Here is a 21,468-nt window from a genome sequence, read left to right as displayed (position 1 = left end):
CGGATCGCCCATCCGGCTCGCCCGCCCAGATCGACGCGGCCGCGTATCGTGGAGGCATGTCCCTCGAAGCCGACAGCGATGCACACGCCGCTGACTCCGCCGCACGCCGCGACGACCTGCTCTCGGCGCTCGAGGTGATCGAGCAGCAGCCGCTCGCCGAGCGGGCCGCTGCGTACGGCGCGCTGCACGACGACCTCGCACGGCGTCTCGAGTCCGGTCCCCGGGACCTCTCGGCGTGACCGACACGGAACACGCAGCGACGCCCGCGCAGCGCCTCGACGCCGCCGTCGCCGGCCGGGGACTCGCGCGCTCGCGGACGCAGGCCGCGCAGCTCATCGAAGGCGGCCTCGTGTCGGTCGACGGACTGCCCGTCGTAAAGCCCTCCGTCAAGGTCCGCGGAGACCAGGAGATCACCGTTGCGGCATCCGATCATTACGTCAGCCGCGCCGCGCACAAGCTGATCGCCGCGCTGGATGCCTTCGACGTGCGCGTCGCCGGGCGTCTCGCCCTCGACATGGGGGCGTCGACCGGGGGGTTCACGCAGGTGCTCCGTGAGCGCGGAGCGGCGCGCGTGCTCGCCGTCGACGTCGGTCACGGACAGCTCGACGCGGCGATCGCGGCCGATGCGGGTGTCACCGTCGTCGAGGGATTCAACGTCCGCTACATGACGCCCGAGGGCCTCGCGGAGGCCGCCGGCACGGGCGGCCCGGCTCAGCCGACGCTCCTCACCGGCGACCTCTCCTTCATCTCCCTCACCCACGTGCTCCCGGCGGTCGCCGCCGTCGCCGCGCCGGATGCCGATGTCGTCCTGCTCGTGAAGCCGCAGTTCGAGGTGGGGCGCACCGGCGTGCGCGAAGGACTGGTGACGGATGCCGCGGCGCGCGCCGACGCCGTCATGGGCGTCCTCTGGGCGGGGTGGGATGCGGGCCTCGGCACCCACGGCGCGATCGCCTCGCCGATCGCGGGAACCCACGGCAACCACGAATACCTCGTGCACCTGCGCCCGACCGGCGATCGATGCTCCGAGGCCGGCAATCCGACAGAATATCTGGAGACCGTGAACCGACTGGCGGGAGCCGCATGACGCCCACGACGCCCACGACGAGCGACGCGACGACCGACGCGCCGCAGAGCGAGCCGCGCGAGATCCTCGTCGTCGCGCACGCGCGCCGCGAGGACACCGTCGCCGCCGCCCGCCGCGTCATCGACGCGCTGACCGCCGCCGGCGCGCACGCCGTCCTCCCGGACGGCGACGACGAGCTGCGGGCGGAGCTCGGCGACACGAGCGATATCGCCACCTTGGGTGTCGACGTCACGGTCACCGCCCTCGATCTCGCGATCGTCCTCGGTGGCGACGGCACGATCCTCCGCGCCGCCGAGCTCGTCCGCGAAGGCACCGCACCGATCCTCGGCATCAACATGGGACACGTCGGCTTCCTCGCCGAGATCGAAGCCGACGTCATCGACGACGCCATGCGGCGGGTGATCGCCCGCGACTACGACGTCGAGGAGCGCATGACGCTCGCGGTCGACGTGCGGGATGCCGACGGGCGGATCATCTACGAGACGTGGGCCCTCAACGAGGCGACCGTCGAGAAGGCGGCTCGGGAACGCATGATGGAGGTCGTCATCGAGATCGACGGGCGTCCGCTGTCGAGCTTCGGCTGCGACGGAGTCGTCGTGTCGACGCCGACGGGGTCGACGGCGTACAACTTCTCCGCCGGGGGCCCGGTCATCTGGCCGACGGTCGAGGCGATCGCCGTGGTGCCGCTGTCGGCGCACGCCCTCTTCGCGAAGCCGCTGGTGCTCGGACCCGAGACCGCCGTCGCGATCGAGGTGCTCGCCCGGACCGACGGCCAAGGCATCCTGTGGTGCGACGGGCGCCGCTCGCACGATCTGCCTCCGGGGGCGCGCGTCGTCTCGCGCCGCTCACCGAAGCCCGTGCGTCTCGCGCGCCTGCACCCCGCCTCGTTCACCGACCGGCTGGTGCGGAAGTTCCAGCTGCCCGTCGCCGGGTGGCGGGGCGCCGCGCCGCGGACGACCGAGCAGACGGACGCGAGCCGGGGAACGCCGGGATGATCGAGCAGATCACCCTCCGCGACCTGGGCGTCATCGCGCGCGCGACCCTGCCGATCGGCGCGGGATTCACGGCGATCACGGGGGAGACCGGCGCCGGCAAGACGATGGTCGTGACGGGCCTCGGACTCCTCATGGGGGCGCGGTCGGATGCCGGCGTCGTCCGCTCCGGCGCCGACCTGGCCGCGGTCGAGGGAGTGTGGCTCGTCCCGACATCCGGCCCCGTCGCCGAACGTGTCGCGGATGCCGGGGGAGAGATCGAACCCGTCGACGACGCACACGGCGAGCTGTACCTCGCCCGCACCGTGACCGCCGAGGGGCGCAGCCGCGCGAGCGTGGGCGGGCGAAGCGCCCCCGCGGGGGTCCTCTCCGACCTGGCCGACGAGCTCGTCGTCGTGCACGGCCAGTCCGACCAGTTGCGGCTGCGGTCGGCCGCCGCGCAGCGCGATGCGCTCGACCGCTTCGGCGGTCAGCCGGTGACGAGCGCGCTCGCCGCGTACGCGGCGCTCTACGACGACGTCAAGACGCGCACCGCCGAGCTCGACGACCTCATCGAGCGTCAGGGGGAGCGGGCACGCGAGGCCGACGACCTCCGCGCCGCGCTCGCCGACCTCGAGCAGGTCGACCCGCAGCCGGGGGAGGATGCCGAGCTCGCCCAGCGCGCGGAGCGCCTGGCCAACGCCGAGGAGCTCCGCCTCGCCGCCACCCTCGCCCACGCCGCCCTGTCGGGCGACGACGACGCGCCCGACATCGTCACCCTCCTCGCCGAGGCGCGTCGCGCCCTCGAGCGCGCCGCCGGCAGCGACGCCGCGCTCGCCGCCCACGCGGCGACCGTCGAAGACCTCGGCTACCGCGCGTCGGACCTCGCGACCGAGCTGAGCGGCTACCTCGCCGACCTCGACGAATCGGGCCCGCACGAGCTCGCCGCCGTCGAGGAGCGGCGCGCTGCCGTCGGGGCCATCGTCCGGGCGCACGGGAGCCTCGAAGACGCGCTCGCCCTGCGCGAGAACGGCGCTCTCCGCCTCGCGGAGCTCGACGACGACGGCGACCGCGTCACCCGGCTCGGCGACGAGATCGCCGCCCTCCGCGCCGAGCTCGACGCCGCGGCATCCGTCCTCACCGCCGCCCGCGCCGCCGCCGCCGAGCGGCTGTCGACGGAGGTGACCGCCGAGCTTCGCGCCCTCGCTCTCCCCGACGCCCGCGTCGTCGTCGCGGTCGAACCCGGAACCGCGACGGCCGCGGGGCGCGACGACGTCACGATCCTCCTCGCCCCGCACCCGGGTGCCGAGCCGCGGCCCGTCGCGCGCAGCGCGTCGGGGGGCGAGCTCAGCCGCGTCATGCTCGCGATCGAGGTCGTCATCGCCGGGACGGGGAGCGTCCCGACGTTCGTCTTCGATGAGATCGACGCCGGCATCGGCGGGGCGGCCGCCATCGAGGTCGGCCGTCGCCTGGCCGCGCTCGCCCGCTCCAGCCAGGTGATCGTCGTGACGCACCTCGCGCAGGTCGCCGCGTTCGCGAACAACCACCTGAGCGTCGTCAAGGCCAGCGACGGCACCGTCACCGCATCCAGCGTGCGTGCACTGGGCGGCGCCGAGCGCGAAGCCGAGATGGCGCGTCTGCTGTCGGGACTGCCCGATTCGGAGGCGGCGCTCGAACACGCCCGGGAGCTCCTCAGCCTGGGATCCGAACCGGCCCAGGCCTGACCCACGATTCCGACTGATAGGATGAAAGCCCGTGACGGACACTCATTCAGACGCGGCCCACACGGCGGACACCACCACTGACGGCACCACCAAGCACATCTTCGTGACGGGCGGTGTCGTCTCCTCGTTGGGCAAGGGCCTGACCGCCGCATCGCTCGGCAATCTGCTCACCGCGCGGGGCCTGCGCGTCGTGATGCAGAAGCTCGATCCGTATCTCAACGTCGACCCCGGGACGATGAATCCGTTCCAGCACGGCGAGGTGTTCGTCACCGACGACGGCGCCGAGACCGACCTCGACATCGGTCACTACGAGCGCTTCCTCGACATCGAGCTGAGCCAGGCAGCGAACGTCACGACGGGGCAGATCTACTCGCAGGTGATCGCGAAGGAGCGGCGCGGCGAATACCTCGGCGACACCGTGCAAGTCATCCCGCACATCACCGACGAGATCAAGCGGCGCATGCGCCTGCAGGCCTCCGAGACGCCTCAGCCCGACGTCATCATCACGGAGATCGGCGGCACCGTCGGCGACATCGAGTCGCAGCCGTTCATCGAGTCGGCGCGGCAGATCCGTCACGAGCTCGGCCGGAAGAACGTCTTCTTCGTGCACGTCTCCCTCGTCCCCTACATGGGCGCGTCCGGCGAGCAGAAGACCAAGCCCACCCAGCACTCCGTCGCCGCCCTCCGCTCGATCGGCATTCAGCCCGACGCCCTCGTGCTCCGCAGCGACCGGCCCGTCACCGACGCGAACCGCCGCAAGATCGCGCTCATGTGCGACGTGGATGAGGATGCCGTCGTCAACGCCGTCGACGTGCCGTCGATCTACGACATCCCCACGATGCTCAACGAGCAGCACCTCGACGCGTACATCGTCGACGCGCTCGGCCTGTCGCAGAAGGCGGCGGACGTCGACTGGACTCGGTGGAGCGCGGTGCTGAACGCCGTCCACAACCCCAAGCACGAGGTCACGATCGGTCTCGTCGGCAAGTACATCGACCTGCCTGACGCGTACCTCTCGGTCACCGAGGCGCTCAAGGCCGGCGGCTTCGCGCAGGAGACGAAGGTGCAGATCCAGTGGATCGCCTCCGACCTCTGCGAGACCCCGGAAGGCGCGGAGAAGGCCCTCGGCGCGCTCGACGGCATCGTCGTGCCGGGCGGATTCGGCATCCGCGGCATCGAGGGCAAGCTCGGCGCGCTCCGCTTCGCGCGCGAGCAGGGCATCCCCACCCTCGGCATCTGCCTGGGCCTGCAGTGCATGGTCATCGAGTACGCGCGGCACGTCGCCGGCATCGAAGACGCCTCCTCGAGCGAGTTCGACCCCGACACCGCGCACCCGGTCATCGCAACCATGGCCGAGCAGGTCGACATCATCGCCGGCGGCGACCTGGGCGGCACGATGCGTCTCGGCCTCTACGAAGCCGACCTCGCCGAGGGGTCTCTCGCGGCCGAGGTGTACGGCGCGACGCGCGCAAGTGAGCGCCACCGCCACCGCTACGAGGTCAACAACCGCTACCGCGACCAGATCGCGGAGGCCGGCCTCGTCTTCTCGGGCCTTTCGCCCGATCGGAACCTCGTCGAGTACGTCGAGCTCCCGCGCGACGTGCACCCGTACTACATCGCGACGCAGGCCCACCCGGAGCTGCGCTCCCGGCCCACCGAGGCGAACCCGCTGTTCCGCGGCCTCATCGCCGCGTCGCTCGACCGGCACCGCGCGAGCGAGCTGTTCAAGGACGAGGTCGACGGTGAGTGACCTCGCCGACGAGCAGGCGGAGGTCGAGATCGTCGCGAGTGAGACGGTATACGCGGGCCGGGTCTGGGACGTCGTCAGCGACACGTTCCGCTACGGCGACGACGAGATCGTCCGCCAGTACGTCGACCACCCGGGGGCGGCCGCGGTCGTCGCGATCGACGACGACGAGCGTGTCCTCCTGATCCAGCAGTACCGGCATCCCATCCGCACGCGCGACTGGGAGGTGCCTGCGGGGCTCCTCGACGTCCCGGGCGAGCCGCCGATCGAGGCGGCCCGCCGCGAACTCGCCGAAGAGGCGGACCTCGCCGCCAAGGCGATCGAGCCGCTCCTCACGATCTTCACGACGCCCGGCGGCAGCGACGAAGTCATCCACCTCTTCCTCGCGCGCGGCCTCACCGCGCTGCCGGCCGCGTTCGAGCGGGAGGCGGAGGAAGCCGACATCCGCCTGGAGTGGGTGCCGCTCACCGAGGCGGTCGACGCCGTGCTGGCGGGGCGGATGCGCAACGGCATCCTCGTCTCCGGCATCCTCGCGGCGGCGGAGCGCCTGCGGCGCGGCTGACCCGCACCTGACCCATCGGCGCCCTGCCACCCTCGATCATGGACCTCGACCGCGCGATCGATGCCTACCTGCGGCACATCACGATCGAACGCGGCCTGTCGGAGCACACCGTCGCCGCCTACCGGCGCGACCTCGCGGCGTACCGCGCGTGGCTCGCGGCGCAGGGCGTCGACGACACGGACGCCGTCACACCCGCGCTCGTCTCGGCCTTCGCGGCGGAACGGGCCTCGGCGGTGCCGCCCCCGGCGGCGACCTCGCTCGCGCGGCTGCAGTCGTCGGTGCGGGGACTCCACCGCTTCCTAGTGCGCGAAGGGCGGTCGGATGCCGACCCGAGCGAGCGCCTGCGCCCGCCCAAGGCCCCGCAGCGACTTCCGAAGGCGCTGTCGATCGATCAGGTCGAGGCGCTGCTGGATGCCGCCGGCCCCGCCCCGGGAGACGCCGTCGACACCGACATCCTGCGCCTGCGCGACCGGGCCCTTCTCGAACTGCTCTACGCGACCGGCGCGCGCGTGTCGGAGATCATGCAGCTCGACGTCGACGACCTCGCGCACGGCGACGTGCTGCGCGTCCGCGGCAAGGGCGCGAAGGAGCGGATCGTCCCGGTCGGCTCGTACGCCCGTGCTGCGGTCGACGCGTACCTGGCCCGCGCCCGCCCGGAGCTCTCGCGGCGGGGGAGGGCGACGCCGCGCCTGTTCCTCGGCGCGCGCGGGGCTCCGCTCTCGCGGCAGAGCGCGTGGCTCGTCCTGCAGGATGCCGCCGAGCGCGCGGGCCTCGCCGCGCACGTGTCGCCGCACACGCTCCGGCACTCGTTCGCGACTCACCTGCTGCAGGGCGGCGCCGACGTCCGCGTCGTGCAGGAGCTCCTCGGCCACGCCTCGGTCGCGACGACGCAGATCTACACGCACGTCACCGTCGACGCCCTCCGCGACGTGTACCTCACCTCTCACCCCCGCGCCCGCTGAGCGCCCTCACCCGGCCGCGAAACCGCGCAGATGCACGCTTCCCGGCATCCTTTCGTGACAATTGCGCGGTCTCGCGGGCTGGTGAGGAGCGCGGGGCGGGGTTTTGACGGCGCGGGGATGCCGGTAGCGCCCGCGCCCGCGGCAGGATGAGCGTCATGAGCACAGACGTCGCCGCGTACCGCCCGGCGCGGGGAATGGCGATCTGGTGGATCGTCGCGGGACTCGCCGGATGGACGGTGTCGTTCCTCCTCTACCACGAGTACATCGGGCAGCTCTCGGGCGGCGACGCGCTCATCTCCTGCAACATCAGCCCCGTCGTCACGTGCGGCCCGAACCTCCTGTCTCCCGGCGGAAACCTCCTCGGCTTCAGCAACTCGATCATCGGGATGGTCCTCTTCACCGGGCCCGTGTTCGCCGGTGCCGCCGCGCTCGCCGGCCCGGAGGGCCTGCGCGCCTGGTTCTGGCGGACCTACGCCGTGTTCGTGACGGGGGCGTTCCTGCTCGTCCACTTCTTCGCCTACCGGAGCGTGTTCGAGTACTCATCGCTCTGCCCGTGGTGCATGATCATCTGGCTCGTGACGATCCCGCTCTTCTTCACGGTGCTCGGCTGGACGCTCCGTGCGGGCGTGTGGGGTGACGCGCCGCCGGCGCAGGCCGTCGGGGAGAAGATCCTCTCCTGGCTCCCGCTCATCGTCCTCGTCGACTACCTCGCCATCGCGCTCGCCGCCCAGCTCCGACTCGACGTCATCGGGAGCCTCTGACAGGAGCTGCGGTGTCGTCCGCGCGCATCGCGCGGGCACGCCGCGCCCGCCGCGTTATTCACGGCGGGCGCCCCCGCGCTCCGCTTCGGCGAGGAGGACGCTGGGGGCATGGGCCTCCTCCGCGCGCGAGCGCGCACCAGCCCGGAGGCGCCGTCGCAGGCCGATGACCGTTCCCGCGACTTCCCGGCTCTGGGCCCCGACGACGTCTACCTCGACGCCGCGTGCCAGTCGCTGCGCCCCGACGCGGTGCGCCGTGCGATGCGCGCCTACGACACCGAATACCCGGCCTGCGGGGGACGGGCCGCGTACGCGTGGGCGACCCGCGTCGAACGCGAGGTCGACGAGGTGCGTCGCCGCGCGCTCGACCGCTTCGGCCTCTCCCCGCGCCGATTCTCCTGCGCGTTCACGCTGAACACGACGTATGCGCTCAACCTGCTGCAGCAGCAGCTTCCGGTGGGGCGTTATGCGCGTGTCGTCACGACGCACACGGAGCACAACGCCGTCTTCCTCTCGACGATCACCGCCGCGCGGCGGCTCGGCGTCCCGCGCCTCGTCATCGAGCGAAGCCCCGACGGCCGCCTCGATCTGAGCGGCGTCGACCTCACGGACGCCGTCGTCGTGATCTCCGCGATGGACAACGTCACCGGCACCCCGACGCAGGGCCTTTCCGATCTCGTCGCCGCCGCGCACGCGCGGGGCGGGATCGTGCTCGTCGACGCCGCCCAGGCCGCCCCGCACGACACGGCGGCGCTGCGCGGCCTCGGCGCCGACGCGCTGTGCTTCTCGGCGCACAAGATGTCGGGGCCCGCCCTCGGTGTCGCGCTGGTTGCCCACGACCTGCTGCAGAGCCTCGACATCTCCTTCCTCGGAGGCGGTCAGGTCGCGACGGTGCGCGGCGACGCGCCCGAGCTCCTCCCCGATCTCCACACGCGGCTCGAACCGGGGCTGCAGGCATGGGGCGAGATCATCGGTTTCGGGGCCGCGCTCGACTGGCTGGGCGCGCAGGGCGCCGCGCTCCCCGAGCGGGAGCGGACGCTCGGTGCCCGGCTCTACGACGGACTCTCCCAGGTGCCGCACCTGCGGATGTTCAGCCCCGCGGCATCCACCGTCGTCTCCGCCATCCCCGAGCGCGTCGACGCCCACCGCCTCGCCGTCTTCCTCTCGCACGCCGGCGTCGCGGCGCGCAGCGGCCACTTCTGCGCGCACCACTGGCTGTCCGAGCGCGAGGGCCTGCCGCCGCTCATCCGCTTCAGCGTCGGTCCGCATTCGAGCGAGCACGACATCGACCGGGCGCTCGAGATCGTCGGGCGCATGCTGAGGGGGCTGTAGCCGTGGTCTGCGTCGTCGCCTTCGTCGTGGTGCTCGTCGCGTCGGCCGTGTCGGCGAAATACCGGCGCTACCTCGGCACGGCGTGGGGATGCTTCTCCCGCCGCGTCACCTTCCGCCCGTGCGACACCACGTTCCGCGACGACGTGAAGAGCACGATGCTCGCCCCGCTCGCCGTCCGCGCGCCCGCACTCGTCCGCCCCGCGAGCGTCGCGATCGAGGTCGTCGCGTGGTTCATGGTGCTCTCGCTCGTCGTGAGCCTGTATCTCGTGGGGCGCAGCGGCCTGAACCTGTTCGTCTACGGCACTTGCGACAAGCAGGACGCGCAGGCCTGCTCGCTCGCCGCGCAGGCGTGCGCGATCGGCGACGATCAGCCGGGATTCTGGGCCTCGATCGGTTCGGGCGATGTCATCGGCGCGTTCGGGCGGGAGTTCGCCTCGGTCGCCGACACCGTCGCGACCGTCCCCAGCCGGCTGAAGACGTGGGATGCCGCCGACTACGCCGCCCCTGACGCCACCTACATCGGCGGGTACGTGGCGGGTCGCCCCGTCGCCGTCGAGGTGCTCGACCCCGGGTGCCGCTATTGCGCGGAGCTGTTCCGCAACATGCAGGCATCCGGTTTCGACGACACCCACAACGTGACCTACCTCGCCTACCCGATCCACGCGGCCTTCGGCGACAAGTTCGCCAACTCGCAGCTGATCGCCGCGTACCTGGCCGCGGTGCGGGCGTTCGAGGCGGACCGTGGGGGATCGGCCGGGGAGACGGGCGACACCCGCATCCTCGCGGAGCTGTTCACGACCGAGCGCCCCGACGGGCAGCCGACACAGGAGTGGATGAACGCCGCGACCGCCGACGAGGCGCGGGCGCAGCTCGAGCGGTGGCTCACGGATGCCGGGTACACGCCCGACGAGGTGGCGCAGATCACCCGCACCTCGGCCTCTCCCGAGGTCGCGGCGGAGCTCGAGCGCACGCGCCGGGTCGTCGAGGACGACATCCGCACCGTCGCGATCCCGTCGCTCATCGCCGGAGGACGGCTGCACGCGGGCCTCGTGGACGTCGACACCCTGCGCGCCATGGACTGACCGCACGGCGCCTGTGCGAGAATCGATCCACGAGTCCCGGGAGGGATACGAGGAAGCAGGAGTGTCGGTGGCGGAGAAGGTGCGGACGGCGACGAAGTCCGAAGCAGGAGACGTCCCCCTGGGACCGACCGGACGCCCGTATCACGGCTTCCCGACGCCCGCTCCGCTCGAATCGCACGGCCCGGCGCGCATCATCGCCCTCTGCAACCAGAAGGGCGGCGTCGGCAAGACGACGACGACGATCAGCCTCGCCGCCTCGCTCGCCCAGTACGGGCGGAAGGTCCTCGCCGTCGACTTCGACCCGCAGGGCGCCCTGTCGGCGGGCCTCGGCATCGCGACGCACGACGTCCCGACGATCTACGACCTGCTGCTGGACACCAAGCGCGACCCGCACGAGGTGATCGTCCACACCTCGGTCGACGGGCTCGACGTCATCCCCGCGAACATCGACCTGTCCGCCGCCGAGGTGCACCTGGTCAACGAGGTCGCCCGTGAGACGATCCTCTCGCGCGTCCTCCGGAAGGTCGCCGGCGAGTACGACGTCATCCTCATCGACTGCCAGCCGTCCCTGGGCCTTCTCACCGTCAACGCGCTCACCGCGAGCCACGGGGTGCTGATCCCGCTCGAGTGCGAGTTCTTCGCCCTCCGCGGTGTGGCGCTCCTCATCGAGACGATCGACAAGGTGCGCGACCGCCTGAACCCGGCGATCGAGCTCGACGGCGTCCTCGCCACGATGTACGACCCGCGCACCCTGCACTCCCGCGAGGTGCTGGAGCGTGTCGTCGAGGCGTTCGGCGACGACGTGCTCGAGACCGTCATCGGGCGCACGGTGAAGTTCCCGGATGCCTCGGTCTCGGGCGTCCCCATCACGACGTTCGCGCCGGAGCACGCCGCCGCGCAGGCCTACCTCCGCCTCGCGCGGGAGCTGGTCGACCGTGGCGCCGTCGCCTGAGGACGACGCTCAGCCCGCCGCGTCGCCGGAGGACGGCGCTCAGCCCGACGCGTCGCCCGACGCCGCCGCGTCCGAGCCCGGCTTCCGCGTCTCCCTCGCGGGCTTCGACGGCCCGTTCGACCTGCTGCTCACCCTGCTCGGCAAGCACGAGCTCGACATCACCGAGATCTCGCTCAGCAAGGTCACCGACGAGTTCATCTCGTACCTCAAGGGCCTCGACGCCGAGGAGGAGCTCGAGCAGGCATCCGAATTCCTCGTGGTCGCCGCGACCCTGCTCGACATGAAGGTCGCGGGTCTTTTGCCGCAGGGGGAGCTCGTGGACGCCGAGTCCGTCGCTCTCCTCGAGGCGCGCGACCTGCTGTTCGCGCGCCTGCTGCAGTACCGCGCGTTCAAGGAGGTCTCGGCCTGGTTCGAGCGCTCCCTGCGGCGCGAGGACCGCCGGCACGTGCGGGCCGTCCGTCTCGACGAGAAGTACCGCCGTGCCGTGCCGGAGCTCGTCTGGACGCTCTCGGCCGACGACTTCGCCGCGATCGCGCTCCTCGCCTTCACCCCGAAGGAGATCCCGCACGTCGGGCTCGACCACCTGCACGCGCCGCTCGTGTCGATCCGCGAACAGGCCGCCGTCGTCGTGACGCTCCTGCGCGAGGCCGGGACCCGGAGCTTCCGCGAACTGGTCGCGGGGGTCACGCAGCCGGGCATCGTCGTCGCGCGCTTCCTCGCGGTGCTCGAGCTCTACCGCCACGCCGCCCTCTCCTTCGAGCAGCTCGAACCGCTCGGAGAGCTCACCCTGCGCTGGACCGCGGAACGCTGGTCCGACGAGAACCTCGCCACTCTGGGAGCCGACTATGACCGATGACCCCGCCTCCGACATCGCCCGACGCCTCGAGGCGATCCTCCTGATCGTCGACGAGCCGCAGAGCCTCGTCGCGCTCGCCGCCGCCGTCGGCTCGCCGGTGCCCGCCGTGCGCCAGGCCGTCGAGGGCCTCGTCGCCGACTACGACGGCGAGACGGGCGGCCCGCGCCGCGGTTTCGAGCTGCGCGAGGTCGGGGGAGGCTGGCGTCTCTACGTCCGCGAGGAGCACGACGATCTCGTCTCGGAGTTCGTGAACGCGCAGGCCCCGAGCCGGCTGTCGCAGGCGGCGCTGGAGACCCTCGCCGTCATCGCCTACAAGCAGCCCGTCACGCGCAGCCAGGTCGCCGCGATCCGCGCCGTCAACGTCGACTCCGTCGTCCGCACGCTCCTCGCCCGCGGACTCGTCACGGAGCTCTTCTCCGACCCCGAGACCGGGGCGATCAACTACGGCACGACCGACGCCCTACTGGTCAACCTCGGCATCAACAGCCTCGACGAGCTGCCGCACATCTCGCCGCTGCTGGACGACGGCGCGGACGGCTTCGACAGCGAGGTGATCCGATGAGCGCGGCAGAGGGCACCGAGAGCACCGAGGGCGTCCGCCTGCAGAAGGCGCTCGCGAACGCGGGAGTCGCCTCGCGACGCGTGTCGGAGCAGTACATCGTCGAGGGGCGCGTGCGGGTCAACGGGCAGGTCGTGACCGAACTCGGGACGCGCATCGATCCGGCATCCGACCTCATCGACGTCGACGGCACCGCCGTCCAGCTCGATCAGACCAAGCGCTACGTCATGCTCAACAAGCCGACCGGCGTCGTCTCGTCGATGAAGGACGAGCACGGCCGCCCCGACCTCCGCCGCTTCACGAAGGAGTGGCCCGAGCGGCTGTACAACGTGGGTCGGCTCGATGCCGAGACGAGCGGGCTGCTCGTCCTCACCAACGACGGCGACCTCGCGCACGTCCTCGCCCACCCCTCCTTCGGGGTCACCAAGGTGTACATCGCGAAGGTCGAGGGGCGCGTGTCGCCGCAGACGATCGCCCGCCTCACGAAGGGGGTCGAGCTCGAGGACGGACCGATCGCCGCCGACAAGGCGCGGCTGCTGGATGCCTCGGGGGGCACGAGCCTGGTCGAGCTGACCCTCCACTCCGGCCGCAACCGCATCGTCCGGCGCATGATGGCGGAGGTCGGCCACCCGGTCGTCGAGCTCGTGCGGCGCCAGTTCGGGCCGCTGCACCTGGGCACGCTCCCAGCGGGCCGGGCGCGCGAGTTGACTACAGTGGAACGCGGCGCTCTGCTCACCGTGGCGCGCCAGGCGGCCGATGAGCCGCGCAGCGATTCTGCAGACTCTGCCGCATCAGACTGACTCCGACTGACATCCCACCTCCGAGGCGGATACCGTGACCGATTCGACCGTCGCCGACGCGCGCCCGGGAAGCAACCCCGGGAAGCACCCGGTCGCGCGCACCTCGGGGACCGTCCGCATCGTCGGTGCGGGCCTGCTCGGGTCGAGCATCGGGCACGCGCTGCGCGCCCTCGGTGTCGACGTCGTGCTGGCGGATGCCTCGCCCGCGCAGCTGCGGCTCGCGATCGACTACGGTGCCGGGCGCGCCGCCGCCGCGGGCGATGATCCGCGCCTGATCGTCGTGGCGACCCCGCCCGATGTCATCGCCGACGTCGTCGAGCGAGAGCTCCGCGACCACCCGGGTGCCGTCGTCACGGACGTCGCGAGCGTCAAGCTCGAGCCGCTGCACGAGCTCCAGTCGCGCGGCGTCGACCTCACGCACTACATCGGCTCGCACCCGCTCGCGGGCCGTGAGCGCGGGGGAGCGATCGCGGCGCGCGCCGACATCTTCGTGGGGCGCCCGTGGGTCGTGTGCCGCGACGGCGAGACCCCGGCATCCGATCTCGCGCTCGTCGAAGGACTCGCCCTCGACCTCGGGGCGACGCCGATCGAGATGACGCCCGGCGAGCACGACCGCGCCGTCGCGCTCATCTCGCACGTGCCGCAGCTGGTCGCCTCGCTCCTGGCCGCGCGCTTCGTCGACGCGCCCGACGACTCGCTCCGCCTCGCGGGGCAGGGGGTCCGCGACACGACGCGCATCGCGGCGTCGGCGCCCGAGCTGTGGGTCCAGATCCTCGGGGCGAATGCCGCACCCGTCGTCGACGTGCTCGACGCGCTCGCGGGCGACCTGCGCGGCGTCGCCGATGCGCTTCGCGCTCCCGACGCCCCCGGCTCGCGCCGGTCGGTCGCCGACACCATCCGGCGCGGGAACGACGGCGTGCAGCGGCTGCCCGGCAAGCACGGCGTCAAACGCCGCTTCGAGACGATCGTCGTCATGGTCGACGACACCCCCGGCCAGCTCGGGCGCCTGTTCGGCGACCTCGGCGAGCTCGAGGTGAACGTCGAGGACCTGCGCCTCGAGCACTCGCCCGGCGCGCAGTTCGGCCTCGCCGAGATCAGTGTCACCCCGACGGTCCTCCGCCGCGCCGTCGACGGCCTCGAGGCCCGCGGCTGGAAGATTGCGAGCGTCCCCTCATGAGCACCGACCCGTCGATCCTGTCCGCCCAGCCGCCCGTCACCGTCGCGATTGACGGGCCCGCAGGCTCCGGCAAGTCGAGCGTGTCGAAGCAGGCCGCGCGGCGCGTCGGCTACGGATACCTCGACACCGGCGCCGCCTACCGCGCGCTCGCCTGGCACGTGCTCGACCGCGGTGCCGACACGGCCGACGAGACGGCGGTGCTGGATGCCGCGGAGGAGTTCCCCTACGCGATCTCGCTCGACCCAGACGATTACTGGGTGCGCGTCGGCGACGTCGACGTGACAGGCGCGATCCGTGAGCCCCGCGTCACCGCCGCCGTCAGCGCCGTCGCGCGCATCGGTGCGGTGCGCGAGCGCGTGAACGATCTCTTCCGGGCGCTCGTCGCCGCGTCGGGTCGCCCCGGCGTCGTCGTCGAGGGTCGTGACATCACGACCGTCGTGGCCCCCGATGCGCCCGTGCGGATCCTCCTCACCGCGGCGCCCGAGGTGCGCGCCGCGCGGCGCAGCGCCGAACTCGTCACGCACGACGCGGCATCCGTCGCCGCCGCCCTGCACCGCCGCGACGCCGCCGACAGCCAGGTCGTCGACTTCCTCACCGCCGCCCCCGGCGTGACGGTCGTCGACTCGACCGATCTCGACTTCGCGCAGACCGTGGATGCCGTCCTCGACGTCATCTCCGCGGCGCGCGCCACCCCGACACCGGAGGACACCGATGGCCGCTGACGAAGAGTACGAGGGCGGCCCCGACCACCTCGAAGAGAAGCTCGCGAACCTCGACGAGGAGCTCGCCGAACAGCGCGCGGTAGCCCTGCGCGCCTCGCTCGCCGATTACGACCTCGACGAGGACGACGCCGAGCTCCTCGCCGGCTTCACCGCCGGCGGCGAGGTCGTCGAAGTGCTGCCCGCGCTCCCGGTCGTCGCGATCGTCGGGCGCCCGAACGTCGGCAAGTCGGCGCTCGTGAACCGCATCCTCGGCCGCCGCGAGGCGGTCGTCGAGGACACACCCGGCGTCACCCGCGACCGCGTCTCGTACAAGGCCGAGTGGATGGACCGCCGCTTCACGCTCGTCGACACCGGCGGGTGGGAGCCCGACGCCCGCGGCATCGACCGGTCGGTCGCCGCCCAGGCCGAAGTCGCGATCGACCTGTCCGACGTCGTGCTGTTCGTCGTCGACGCGATGGTCGGCGCCACCGCGACCGACGAGGCCGTCGTGCGGCTGCTGCGCACGACCAAGAAGCCCGTCTTCCTCGTCGCGAACAAGATCGACGACGCCCGGCAGGAGCCCGAGGCCGCGGCCCTGTGGAATTTGGGGCTCGGCGAGCCGCACCCCGTCTCCGCGATCCACGGTCGCGGCGTCGCCGACCTGCTCGACGAGGTCATGAAGGTCCTCCCCGACGTCTCCGCGGTCGCCAAGAGCGAACTCGGAGGGCCGCGCCGCGTCGCGATCCTCGGGCGCCCGAACGTCGGCAAGTCGTCGCTGCTCAACAAGGCGGCCGGCGAAGAGCGCGTCGTCGTCAACGAGCTCGCCGGCACCACCCGCGACCCGGTCGACGAGATCGTCGAGCTCGGCGGCAAGCTCTGGAGGTTCGTCGACACCGCCGGCATCCGCCGCCGCGTGCACCTGCAGCAGGGCGCCGACTTCTACGCGTCCCTGCGCACCTCAGCCGCGCTCGAGAAGGCCGAGGTCGCGGTGGTCGTGCTCGACGTGTCGCAGTCGATCAGCGTGCAGGACCTCAACATCATCGACCTCGTCCTCGAGTCGGGTCGTGCCCTCGTGCTGGCGTTCAACAAGTGGGACCGTCTGAACGACGACGACATGGAGAACGCCGATCGTCGCCGCTACCTCGAGCGGGAGATCGAGCAGGACCTCGCGCACGTCGCGTGGGCGCCGCGCGTCAACATCTCGGCGCGCACGGGGCGTCACCTCGACAAGCTCGTACCCGCGCTCGAGACGGCACTCGAGTCGTGGGATCAGCGCATTCCGACCGGCAAGTTCAACGCGTTCCTCTCCGAGCTCGTCGCCGAGCACCCGCACCCGCTGCGGGGCGGCAAGCAGCCGCGCATCCTGTTCGGCACGCAGGCCTCGACCCGCCCGCCGACATTCGTCCTGTTCACGACCGGCTTCCTCGACCCGGGCTACCGCCGCTTCATCCAGCGACGCCTGCGCGAGATCTTCGGCTTCGAGGGCACGCCCATCGTCACGAACATGCGGGTGCGGGAGCGTCGCCAGCGCTGACGGGCGGCGCGGTGAGCAGGGCGTCGAGCTCGCGTCGGATCGACGCGAGCGCATCGTAGCGGGCGATCGTCGCGCGCATCCGCTGGGCATTCGCGCGGTAGCTGTCGTCCTCGAGCACGCGCAGCACGGCGCCTCGCACCTGCGCCGCCGAGGGGCGACCCGTCCGCAGGTCTATGCCTACCCCGAAGTGCGCCACCCGCGCCGCGACCTCCGGCTTGTCTTCGGCGTCGCCCGCGACGACGAGCGGGACCCCCGCCGACAGCGCCGCCCACGTGCCGCCCGAGCCCCCGTTGGTGACCATGACGCGCGTCAGGGGAAGGAGGTCGGCGTACGGCAGGAACTCCGCAACACGCGCGTTGCGCGGCACCGGGCCGAGCGCGTCGACCGGGCGGCGTCCGGTGCTCGCGACCACGTGCACGTCGAGGTCGGCGAGGCCGTCGAGCGTCGGGCGCAGCACGGTCGTGACGTCCCGGTTGTCGAGCGTGCCCTGGGTCACATGGACGACGGGTTTGCCGTCATGCAGCTCCGACCACCACGCGGGCACGTCGCCCTCGCCGATCGAGGCCTGCGCCGGGAGCGGGCCGACGAACCGCACGTTCGGCGACAGGTCGCGCCGGTCGTATTCGAACTCGCGCGGGCCGAGCTGAAGGTACAGATCGGGGTCGCGGGAGAAGTCCACGACGAAGCCCCGGGGCGCGTGCGCACCGGCCTCTTCGAGGAGCCGGCCGGCGAGCTTCTGGGCGTGCGCGAAGAACACGCGGCGCGCGGCCAGGTTCAGGGCGCGGTTGCGGAGGCGGCCCAGCCGTCCCGGCAGCACCCGGATGCGCGAGTTGGCGGGCGGCACGTCGACGCTCAGCTGGGCGAGCGGGCTCACCCCGAAAGCCACGACGGGCGGTCGATCGGCCGCGGGGCGCTGCAGGAGGGGCAGGGCGCCGGCGAAGAAGCTGTCGATGAGGACGGCGTCAATCTGCTCGTCGTCGAGGATCGCGCTCATCGCCCGCCACTGATCGGGGATCGGGCGGAGGAAGGTCGACTCGACCTGATACTGCGACAGCGCGATGCCGCGGTACCGCCCTTGATCGGGCACGAACGTGGCCGGGTCGCGCTCGTTGAAGTCCGCCACCTCGCCGAGCGCGTGGAACTCGAGGCCCGCGTCTTCGGCGGCACGCCGGAAACGCGAGCCGGAGAGGACGATGATCCGGTCGCCGCGGCGGGCGAGGTCGACGCCGATCTTGAGCATCGGATTGACGTGGCCGTACAGCGGCGAGGCGCACAGGAGGAAGGTGCTCACGAGGGTCGGTCTCCGTTCCGGCGGACGATGAGGCGGTCGAGGGCGTCGCGCAGCCAGTCCGCGTAGCGGGCGCGTGACCAGCCGAAGGTGTCGACGAAGTGCTCGAAGGTCTCGTGCGCGACGAGCACCGACAGGGTCGCGATCGCGTCCTCCATCTGCGCGGGCGCGATCAGCCCCCGCGAGACGAGCCACGGCCCCGCCTCCGCGACGTCGGCGGTGCGCCGGGCCTGCGCGCGCGCGAGGAGCGCGGCGATCTCCGGCTCCGCATCGGCTGCGGCGCGGGCCGTGCGCCACAGCGGGTCGGAGCGTTCGATCGACGCGGTGACGAGGTCGACGTAGAGATCCAGAGCCTGTGCCGTGGGCAGCGCGAACACGGCGGCGTACCGATCGTTCTGGCTGAGCGGGCCGTCGTCGTCGCCACCGGTGAAGGCGCGGGTCATGGCGGCGGCGAGCAGCTCGGCTTTCGACCCGGCGAGGTACACCGACTCCACCGAGACGCCCGCGCGGCGGGCGATCGCCTTCATCGTCGTGGGGGCGTAGCCGCCGGCGAAGAGTTCACCGGCGGCTGCGAGGATCCGCGCGCGCGTCTGCGCGGCTCGTTCGGTGCGCCGCGGGTAGGTGCGCGCGGATCGCTCGCTCGGTGATCCCCCCACACAAGGACTGTATAACTACAGTCGGACTGTAAGCAATACCCGTCGACGAATTGGCGGAGGTCCTCACCGCACGACGAGGCTCGCGAACCGATCGACGGGCAGGTCGTCGAGAGCGAGCGGGGCGGATGCCTCGGCATCCACCCCCACTCTCGGCAGCGGCGAGCGCACACCCGTGTCGCGGAACCGCTGCACGGCCCAGTGCTCGACGCCCGCGTCGGCGAGGAGGCAGCCGAGCTCGCGCAGGCCGGCGTCGTCGATCGCCGCGGGATGCACGGTGGTGCGGACCTCGACGTCGAGCGGGCGATCGGTGCCCTCTCGGAGGATCTGATCGGCGCGCACCAGTTCGAGCGAGCGCCACGCATTATCCGCGCTGTGCGGGCGACCGGTGACGAGGTCGTAGCCGCCCGGCAGCGCCTTGATGTCGAGGCCCACCCAGTCGACGTGCGGCAGGACCCGCGCGAGCAGCCCCGGGTAGGCGCCGCCCGTGTGCAACCCGATCTTGAACCCGAGCGAGCGGACGAGATCCATCGCGGGCACGACGGCTCGCTGCAGCGTCGGCTCGCCGCCCGAGAAGACGACCCCGTCGAGCAGACCCATCCGCTCGCACAGGAGGTCGACGACGTCGCCCCAGGAGAGGTCGCCCTCTGCGCGCGGGTCGATGAGGGCCGGGTTGTGGCAGTAGAAGCAGTTCCACGGGCACCCCTGCAGGAAGACCGTCGCCGCGAGCATGTCGGGCCAGTCGACCGTCGAGAACGCGGTGACGCCCGCGACGTTCAGCTCGCTGGCTGCGGCTGTGCGGACCATGAGTCCTCCTGCGACGACAGGGCCTGCGTGGACAGGGTGGGGGCGACGAAGTACGTCCTCTCCGAAGCTTCGCCCTTCTTGCCGATGTTGAACCCCGACACGGGCCGGAAGTAACCCATCACGCGCGTCCAGACCTCGCAGACCGCGGCGCACGTCGGGCAGGTCTCGTGGTGGCCGGAGACGTAGCCGTGCTGCGGGCAGATCGAGAACGTCGGCGTGATCGTCAGGTAGGGCAGGCGGAACCGCTCGAGCGAGCGGCGCACGAGGTCGCGGCACGCGCGGGCCGACTCCATCGCCTCGCCGAGGTACAGGTGCAGCACCGTCCCGCCCGTGTACTGCTGCTGCAGCGGCTCCTGCAGGGCCATCGCGAGGAACGGGTCGGAGGTGAAGCCGACCGGCAGCTGCGACGAGTTGGTGTAGTACGGGTTCTCGGTGGTGCCCGCGTGCAGGATGCCGTCGAAGCGCGCGATGTCCTCCTTCGCGAACCGGTAGGTCGTGCCCTCGGCCGGCGTCGCTTCGAGGTTGTACATGCGGCCTGTCTCGGCCTGGAACCGGGTGATCCGGGTGCGCACGCGGTCGAGCAGACGCATCGCGGCGGCGGCGCCCGTCTCGTCGGTGATGTCGTGGGCGTCGCGGGTGAGGTTCCGGACGTACTCGTTGACGCCGTTGACGCCGATCGTCGAGAAGTGATTGTCGAGGGTGCCGAGGTACCGCTTCGTGTACGGGAAGAGCCCGCCCTCGAGGTGGCGGGAGATCACCGCGCGCTTGGCCTCGAGGCTGTCGCGGGCGATGTCGAGCAGGTCGTCGAGGCGCGCGAGCGCGGCATCCTCATCGCCGGAGTGCAGGAACCCGAGGCGCGCGCAGTTGATCGTGACGACGCCGATCGAGCCGGTCTGCTCGGCCGAGCCGAACAGCCCGTTTCCGCGCTTGAGAAGCTCGGTGAGGTCGAGCTGCAGGCGGCAGCACATCGAGCGGATCATGTGCGGGTCGAGGTCGGAGTTGACGAAGTTCTGGAAGTAGGGGAGCCCGTACCGGGCGGTCATCGCGAAGAGGGCCTCGACGTTCTCACCGTCCCAGTCGAAGTCCTTCGTGATGTTGTAGGTCGGGATCGGGAAGGTGAACGCGCGGCCGTCGGCGTCGCCCGCCGTCATCACGTCGATGAAGGCGCGATTGATGAGCGCCATCTCGGGGGCGAGGTCGCCGTAGGTGAAATCCTGCACCTCGTAGCCGATGAGGGGGCGCTGATCGGCGAGGTCGTCGGGGCAGACCCAGTCGAAGGTGAGGTTCGTGAACGGCGTCTGCGTGCCCCACCGGCTCGGGACGTTGAGGTTGAAGACGAACTCCTGCATCGCCTGGTGCACCTCGTCGTAGGTGAGAGCGTCGCGGCGGACGTAGGGGGCGAGGTAGGTGTCGAACGAGGAGAACGCCTGCGCACCGGCCCACTCGTTCTGGAGCGTTCCGAGGAAGTTGACGAGCTGCCCCAGCGCGCTCGCGAAGTGCCGCGGGGGAGCGCTGGCGATGCGCCCCGGGACGCCGTTGAACCCCTGCTCGAGGACCATGCGCAGCGACCAGCCGGCGCAGTACCCCGCGAAGACGTCGAGGTCGTGGATGTGCAGGTCGCCGGCGCGGTGCGCGTCGCCGGCGGCTGTGTCGTAGACCTCGTCGAGCCAGTAGTTGGCGATGAGCTTGCCGGCGGCGTTCAGGACCATGCCGCCCAGCGAGTACCCCTGGTTCGCATTCGCGTTGACGCGCCAGTCGGTGCGGGCGAGGTACTCGTCGATCGTGCTCTGCACGGAGACGGTGCCGGTAACGGTGCGGGGGGATGCCATGGTCGTCCTACTCTCCCTAGGGCTGTCGTTGTGGTCTGACCACCATATGTTGTGGTCTGACCGCAGATCGCGCGCATATGTGGCGTGTCG

The 21,468-nt window shown here is 71.7% G+C and carries 21 protein-coding genes; 17 read left to right on the top strand and 4 right to left on the bottom strand.

The annotated features are described in order from the left end of the window. The first annotated feature begins 56 nt into the window (after positions 1-56). From ACRVYW_RS09735 to der, 17 genes are all read left to right on the top strand, one after another. Positions 57-239, top strand: coding sequence for a hypothetical protein (locus tag ACRVYW_RS09735; RefSeq protein WP_431804080.1), 183 nt, complete (start codon positions 57-59; stop codon positions 237-239). Beyond that, positions 236-1,084 (top strand): TlyA family RNA methyltransferase, encoded by an 849-nt coding sequence (locus tag ACRVYW_RS09730; RefSeq protein ID WP_431804078.1) that lies wholly within the window; start codon positions 236-238, stop codon positions 1,082-1,084. Before ACRVYW_RS09735 ends, ACRVYW_RS09730 begins: the two co-directional genes overlap by 4 nt. Continuing rightward, positions 1,081-2,079 carry an NAD kinase gene (locus tag ACRVYW_RS09725; protein WP_431804076.1) on the top strand — a complete coding sequence of 333 codons (999 nt, stop codon included), beginning with the start codon at positions 1,081-1,083 and terminating at the stop codon, positions 2,077-2,079. Before ACRVYW_RS09730 ends, ACRVYW_RS09725 begins: the two co-directional genes overlap by 4 nt. Beyond that, on the top strand, positions 2,076-3,779 hold the full coding sequence (gene recN / locus ACRVYW_RS09720; RefSeq protein ID WP_431804074.1) for a DNA repair protein RecN: 1,704 nt from the start codon (positions 2,076-2,078) through the stop codon (positions 3,777-3,779). The genes ACRVYW_RS09725 and recN overlap by 4 nt, the downstream gene beginning before the upstream one ends. Positions 3,780-3,810: 31 nt before the next feature. Then, positions 3,811-5,529, top strand: a complete 1,719-nt coding sequence (locus tag ACRVYW_RS09715; protein ID WP_431804072.1) for a CTP synthase — start codon at positions 3,811-3,813, stop codon at positions 5,527-5,529. Beyond that, positions 5,522-6,088 (top strand): NUDIX domain-containing protein, encoded by a 567-nt coding sequence (locus tag ACRVYW_RS09710; protein ID WP_431804070.1) that lies wholly within the window; start codon positions 5,522-5,524, stop codon positions 6,086-6,088. The genes ACRVYW_RS09715 and ACRVYW_RS09710 overlap by 8 nt, the downstream gene beginning before the upstream one ends. Positions 6,089-6,126: 38 nt before the next feature. Further along, positions 6,127-7,050 carry a site-specific tyrosine recombinase XerD gene (gene xerD, locus ACRVYW_RS09705; protein ID WP_431804068.1) on the top strand — a complete coding sequence of 308 codons (924 nt, stop codon included), beginning with the start codon at positions 6,127-6,129 and terminating at the stop codon, positions 7,048-7,050. Between the two features lie 155 nt (positions 7,051-7,205). After that, positions 7,206-7,811, top strand: coding sequence for a vitamin K epoxide reductase family protein (locus ACRVYW_RS09700; protein WP_431804066.1), 606 nt, complete (start codon positions 7,206-7,208; stop codon positions 7,809-7,811). Positions 7,812-7,919: 108 nt separating this feature from the next. Further along, entirely contained in the window at positions 7,920-9,140 is a 1,221-nt protein-coding gene (locus ACRVYW_RS09695; RefSeq protein WP_431804065.1) for an aminotransferase class V-fold PLP-dependent enzyme, read from the top strand. Positions 9,141-9,142: 2 nt separating this feature from the next. Then, positions 9,143-10,222 carry a hypothetical protein gene (locus tag ACRVYW_RS09690; protein ID WP_431804063.1) on the top strand — a complete coding sequence of 360 codons (1,080 nt, stop codon included), beginning with the start codon at positions 9,143-9,145 and terminating at the stop codon, positions 10,220-10,222. Between the two features lie 67 nt (positions 10,223-10,289). Next, entirely contained in the window at positions 10,290-11,174 is an 885-nt protein-coding gene (locus ACRVYW_RS09685) for a ParA family protein (RefSeq protein ID WP_431804296.1), read from the top strand. Further along, positions 11,158-12,030, top strand: a complete 873-nt coding sequence (locus tag ACRVYW_RS09680; RefSeq protein WP_431804061.1) for a segregation and condensation protein A — start codon at positions 11,158-11,160, stop codon at positions 12,028-12,030. The genes ACRVYW_RS09685 and ACRVYW_RS09680 overlap by 17 nt, the downstream gene beginning before the upstream one ends. Beyond that, positions 12,020-12,592, top strand: coding sequence for an SMC-Scp complex subunit ScpB (gene scpB, locus ACRVYW_RS09675; RefSeq protein ID WP_431804059.1), 573 nt, complete (start codon positions 12,020-12,022; stop codon positions 12,590-12,592). Before ACRVYW_RS09680 ends, scpB begins: the two co-directional genes overlap by 11 nt. Continuing rightward, positions 12,589-13,389, top strand: coding sequence for a pseudouridine synthase (locus tag ACRVYW_RS09670; protein WP_431804057.1), 801 nt, complete (start codon positions 12,589-12,591; stop codon positions 13,387-13,389). The genes scpB and ACRVYW_RS09670 overlap by 4 nt, the downstream gene beginning before the upstream one ends. 34 nt (positions 13,390-13,423) lie before the next feature. Next, positions 13,424-14,566, top strand: coding sequence for a prephenate dehydrogenase (locus tag ACRVYW_RS09665; RefSeq protein ID WP_431804055.1), 1,143 nt, complete (start codon positions 13,424-13,426; stop codon positions 14,564-14,566). Continuing rightward, positions 14,563-15,288 carry a (d)CMP kinase gene (gene cmk / locus ACRVYW_RS09660; RefSeq protein ID WP_431804053.1) on the top strand — a complete coding sequence of 242 codons (726 nt, stop codon included), beginning with the start codon at positions 14,563-14,565 and terminating at the stop codon, positions 15,286-15,288. The genes ACRVYW_RS09665 and cmk overlap by 4 nt, the downstream gene beginning before the upstream one ends. Further along, entirely contained in the window at positions 15,278-16,801 is a 1,524-nt protein-coding gene (gene der, locus ACRVYW_RS09655) for a ribosome biogenesis GTPase Der (RefSeq protein ID WP_431804051.1), read from the top strand. The genes cmk and der overlap by 11 nt, the downstream gene beginning before the upstream one ends. Here der and ACRVYW_RS09650 read toward each other — a convergent pair. The 4 genes from ACRVYW_RS09650 to ACRVYW_RS09635 form a co-directional block, all read right to left on the bottom strand. Continuing rightward, positions 16,764-18,092: a glycosyltransferase gene (locus tag ACRVYW_RS09650; protein WP_431804049.1), complete on the bottom strand. Its 1,329-nt coding sequence runs from the start codon at positions 18,090-18,092 to the stop codon at positions 16,764-16,766. The two genes, der and ACRVYW_RS09650, sit on opposite strands and share 38 nt — an antisense overlap. Further along, positions 18,089-18,745, bottom strand: coding sequence for a TetR/AcrR family transcriptional regulator (locus tag ACRVYW_RS09645; protein WP_431804048.1), 657 nt, complete (start codon positions 18,743-18,745; stop codon positions 18,089-18,091). The genes ACRVYW_RS09650 and ACRVYW_RS09645 overlap by 4 nt, the downstream gene beginning before the upstream one ends. Before the next feature lie 63 nt (positions 18,746-18,808). Then, positions 18,809-19,549 carry an anaerobic ribonucleoside-triphosphate reductase activating protein gene (locus ACRVYW_RS09640; protein ID WP_431804046.1) on the bottom strand — a complete coding sequence of 247 codons (741 nt, stop codon included), beginning with the start codon at positions 19,547-19,549 and terminating at the stop codon, positions 18,809-18,811. Continuing rightward, a complete protein-coding gene (locus tag ACRVYW_RS09635) occupies positions 19,519-21,378 on the bottom strand; it encodes a ribonucleoside triphosphate reductase (protein WP_431804044.1) in 1,860 nt (619 codons plus the stop codon). The genes ACRVYW_RS09640 and ACRVYW_RS09635 overlap by 31 nt, the downstream gene beginning before the upstream one ends. Positions 21,379-21,468 lie beyond the last annotated feature (90 nt).

Source organism: Microbacterium sp. bgisy203, assembly GCF_965345155.1.
In the GTDB taxonomy this organism is placed as follows: Bacteria; Actinomycetota; Actinomycetes; order Actinomycetales; family Microbacteriaceae; genus Microbacterium.
The sequence above is the reverse complement of the archived record's forward strand: the minus strand, read 5'-3'. Positions and strand labels throughout refer to the sequence as shown.

Coding starts and splice junctions, on each gene's coding strand:
- ACRVYW_RS09670 (WP_431804057.1), top strand. CDS start 12,589: ATGAGCGCGGCAGAGGGCACCGAGAGCACCGAGGGCGTCCGCCTGCAG.
- xerD (WP_431804068.1), top strand. CDS start 6,127: ATGGACCTCGACCGCGCGATCGATGCCTACCTGCGGCACATCACGATC.
- cmk (WP_431804053.1), top strand. CDS start 14,563: ATGAGCACCGACCCGTCGATCCTGTCCGCCCAGCCGCCCGTCACCGTC.
- ACRVYW_RS09700 (WP_431804066.1), top strand. CDS start 7,206: ATGAGCACAGACGTCGCCGCGTACCGCCCGGCGCGGGGAATGGCGATC.
- ACRVYW_RS09695 (WP_431804065.1), top strand. CDS start 7,920: ATGGGCCTCCTCCGCGCGCGAGCGCGCACCAGCCCGGAGGCGCCGTCG.
- scpB (WP_431804059.1), top strand. CDS start 12,020: ATGACCGATGACCCCGCCTCCGACATCGCCCGACGCCTCGAGGCGATC.
- ACRVYW_RS09640 (WP_431804046.1), bottom strand. CDS start 19,549: ATGGTCCGCACAGCCGCAGCCAGCGAGCTGAACGTCGCGGGCGTCACC.
- ACRVYW_RS09725 (WP_431804076.1), top strand. CDS start 1,081: ATGACGCCCACGACGCCCACGACGAGCGACGCGACGACCGACGCGCCG.
- ACRVYW_RS09735 (WP_431804080.1), top strand. CDS start 57: ATGTCCCTCGAAGCCGACAGCGATGCACACGCCGCTGACTCCGCCGCA.
- ACRVYW_RS09635 (WP_431804044.1), bottom strand. CDS start 21,378: ATGGCATCCCCCCGCACCGTTACCGGCACCGTCTCCGTGCAGAGCACG.
- recN (WP_431804074.1), top strand. CDS start 2,076: ATGATCGAGCAGATCACCCTCCGCGACCTGGGCGTCATCGCGCGCGCG.
- der (WP_431804051.1), top strand. CDS start 15,278: ATGGCCGCTGACGAAGAGTACGAGGGCGGCCCCGACCACCTCGAAGAG.